At 59.9% G+C, this 3006-nt stretch carries 2 protein-coding genes; one reads left to right on the top strand and one right to left on the bottom strand.

Translation table 11 applies throughout. The annotated features are described in order from the left end of the window. Window positions 1-105: 105 nt before the first annotated feature. On the bottom strand, window positions 106-1797 hold the full coding sequence (locus PA598K_RS30950; RefSeq protein ID WP_128660635.1) for a PucR family transcriptional regulator: 1692 nt from the start codon (window positions 1795-1797) through the stop codon (window positions 106-108). A 262-nt stretch (window positions 1798-2059) separates the two neighbouring features. On the opposite strand from PA598K_RS30950, the gene PA598K_RS30945 reads away from it, so the two are divergent. Further along, window positions 2060-3006: ABC transporter substrate-binding protein (locus PA598K_RS30945; protein ID WP_128660642.1), on the top strand; the 947-nt coding region annotated here is incomplete at its 3' end.

Genomic DNA, 3006 nt, shown 5'->3' with positions numbered 1-3006 from the left:
ATCGGCTCGCGGAGCTGGACGCCGAGGTGCTCTACAGCACCGGCGATCCCCGGCAGCTCCTGACCCACGCGCCCCGGCCGGCGGCGATGCGCCGGGGTGCGGCGTCTACCTCGAGCTCGAGTTAGCCATCAGGATATGATGGATCGTCAGGGCGATCCGCAGCTTGAGCAGATCGATCGGGTCCTTGAAGGATAGTCCGAGCAAGGCTTCGCATTTATTGAGACGGTAGAAGACGGTGTTGCGGTGCAGGAACATCGCATTCGCCGTCTCTTTGACGTTGCCGCCGAGCTCCAGATACGTATCGAGCGTCGTCAGCAGCTCCAGACTCTCCTCGCTCTTGGCATAGGCCAGCGACTTGAGGATGCTGACGTAGAACTCGCTGAGCTTGTGATAGGGCAGCAACCGGATCAGATCGGGCACCTGCTGCACGCGGTAGGAGATGACGCAAGGCTGCTGGTTGAGCTCCAGACCGTGCTTGAGCGCCAGCGACGCCTCCTGATAGGCGCGAGGCAGCCGTTCGAGCTGATCGGCGGGATTGCTGATGCCGCAAGAGATCGTCCACTTGTCCTTGCCGCGCTCGAGATGCTCCTGGAGCTGCTGGAGGAGACGCAGCCACTCTTGCTCCTGCTGGCTGTGCAGCGTCTGCTGCTCGGCCCGGAAGAGGAGGACGACATGCTCGCCCTTGATCGCGCTGAGCGCGTCGATGCCGCTGGCATCGAGGTACGCTTGCGCCTCGCGCATCAGATGCTCGAGCTGCGTCGGACCGAGCTGGTAGGTCGCGTGGCCGTCGAAGCTGTGCGACAGCGGCTTGCAGACGACGACCCAGTGCTGGCCATCGCTCCGTAGTCCGTACTTCTCGCCGCGCTTGGCGATCTCCTCCGCCGTGGCGATCTCGTCGTCGAGCAGCTCGCCGAAGAATTCCTCGCGCAGTCGATTGGAGCCCTCCTGCAGCGCATCCTGCTTGATGCTCTCATAGGCGATGATCTGGGCGGCCTGCTCCAGCGGCATGAGCGGAGTGCGGATCGAGGCGTCGGTATTCATGACGACGATGCAGCCCTTGAACATGCCCGAGGCGTGGATCGGGTAGAGCCCGAGCTGCTCACCGCGCGACGTCGCGCAGTAGGTGAGCTTGCTCTCCGAGGAGGCGTGTCGGACGATGAGCTGGAGCAGCTCGGCCTGGAAGGCGGCCGACGTCGCGCGCTGCCCGGCGGTAGCCGACCAGCCGACAATCTGCCGCTTGCTGTTCTGGATCAGGATCGGATGATGGATGACGCCGGTCAGCGTCTGGGCGATATCGGACATGCTCGCTCCATTTAGGAAGAGGCGGGAAAACTTGCGATGAATCTCGAACGTTCGCTCCAGCTCGACCTGCTTTTCATTGAGGATGATGCCGAGCACCTGACTCATCATCTCGCCGAGCGAGGTGTCGTTGGGAAGGGCGATGACCGGCATATCGAGCGCGTCGGACTGGGCGAGCAGCTGCGACGGCAGCTCGGCGAGCCGATGATTGGCCTTGATGACCAGGCCGGCGCTGCGGGAGCGGGCCATCTGACTCAGGAACTGGAGGAACACGCTGTTGTTTTCCTGGATGACATGCTCGGTCGTGAACAGTAGCTGGTGCCGACGCAGCCAGGTCGAGATATCCGGGGCCTCCGGTCCGTCGAAGGCTCGCTCCTGCGGCAGCTTCACCATGACATTGACCGAATCGATCGGACTGTCCAGACCGCCGCGACCGCCGGCGACGGTAGCGTCGGCGAACAAGGGGAGCTTGAGGATGCGTTGGATGGTCAAGGACATGGCTGATTCCTCCTATGTGAGAATAGATGACTATGTGTCGTGTTGGCACCCTGTGTTGGGCGATTGTTTTTGTGCACGGAGAATAACCTGGGAAATCGCATGATCAATAGGTTTTTGTACATGTTGCTGGTTTTGGAGGGGGTGTTATTGTGCACCGATACTATGGGATGGATATGTCATATAATATATCATTGAAATAAAGATAAGCAAGTCAAAAGAAGAAAAAGAGAGATAAAATGACATCCATAGGAGGAGAGCAGCAATGAAAAGACGAGGATATGCAGCGATCGCAGGGGTGTTGGTATTGATCTTGGTGCTGGCAGGCTGTGGCGCGACGTCTACGACGACTGGCGGCAGTACGAACGGCAGCGCAGTGGCGGGAGGAAATGCCGGGGAGTCATCGACAGCAGGGCAAAATGCCGATGCCGGGTCGACGGGCGCGTCTGACGCCATCGATCTGCCCCCGGCGGAGACGACCAAGCTCACGCTTCGTCTGAACTGGAAGTTTAAGGGGGAGTTCGCCCCGTTCTATGTGACCAAGGAGAAAGGGATCTTCGAGAAGTATGGTCTGGATGTCGACGTGCTCGAAGGCTCGGGCTCGGTGGCGGTGCTGCAGGTCATCTCTCAAAATCGCGAGGAGATCGGCGTCACCTCGGCGGTCGAGCCGGTGCAGGGCGTGGAGATGGGGATGCCGGTGAAGATCATCGCTTCGTATATGTCCAAATCGCCGATCATGCTGCTCTCCCACCCGGATACGCCGGTGCGGACGCCCAAGGATCTGGAGGGCAAGACGCTCGTCTCCTCGTCTGGCTCCACCTTCACTGGCGTCTATGAGCAATTCCTGAGCTACAACGACACGGACTACGATGCAGTCGAGCATATCATGGTGGAGACCGGCGCGCGCAACACGCTGTTCCTGAACAAAGAGGCTGACGCCGTCGCAGTGTTCTCGACCAATGAATATCCGATCTTCGAAAAGACGCTAGGACATGAGCTGGTGCCGCTCTATCTGGCCGACTTTGGTTTCGACCTGACAGGACTGTCGCTGATCTCCAATGACAAGTTCATCGCCGCCAATCCCAACACGGTCAAACGGTTCCTGGCTGCGGTCGATGAAGGCTTCGCCTACACGCTCGAGCATCCCGAGGAGGCGGCGGCCATCTCCAAGACATTGTTCCCCGATGTCATCGACGAGGAGATCGTCATCGA

It is taken from the genome of Paenibacillus sp. 598K (assembly GCF_003851045.1).
In the GTDB taxonomy this organism is placed as follows: domain Bacteria; phylum Bacillota; class Bacilli; order Paenibacillales; family Paenibacillaceae; genus Paenibacillus_D.
The sequence above is the reverse complement of the archived record's forward strand: the minus strand, read 5'-3'. Positions and strand labels throughout refer to the sequence as shown.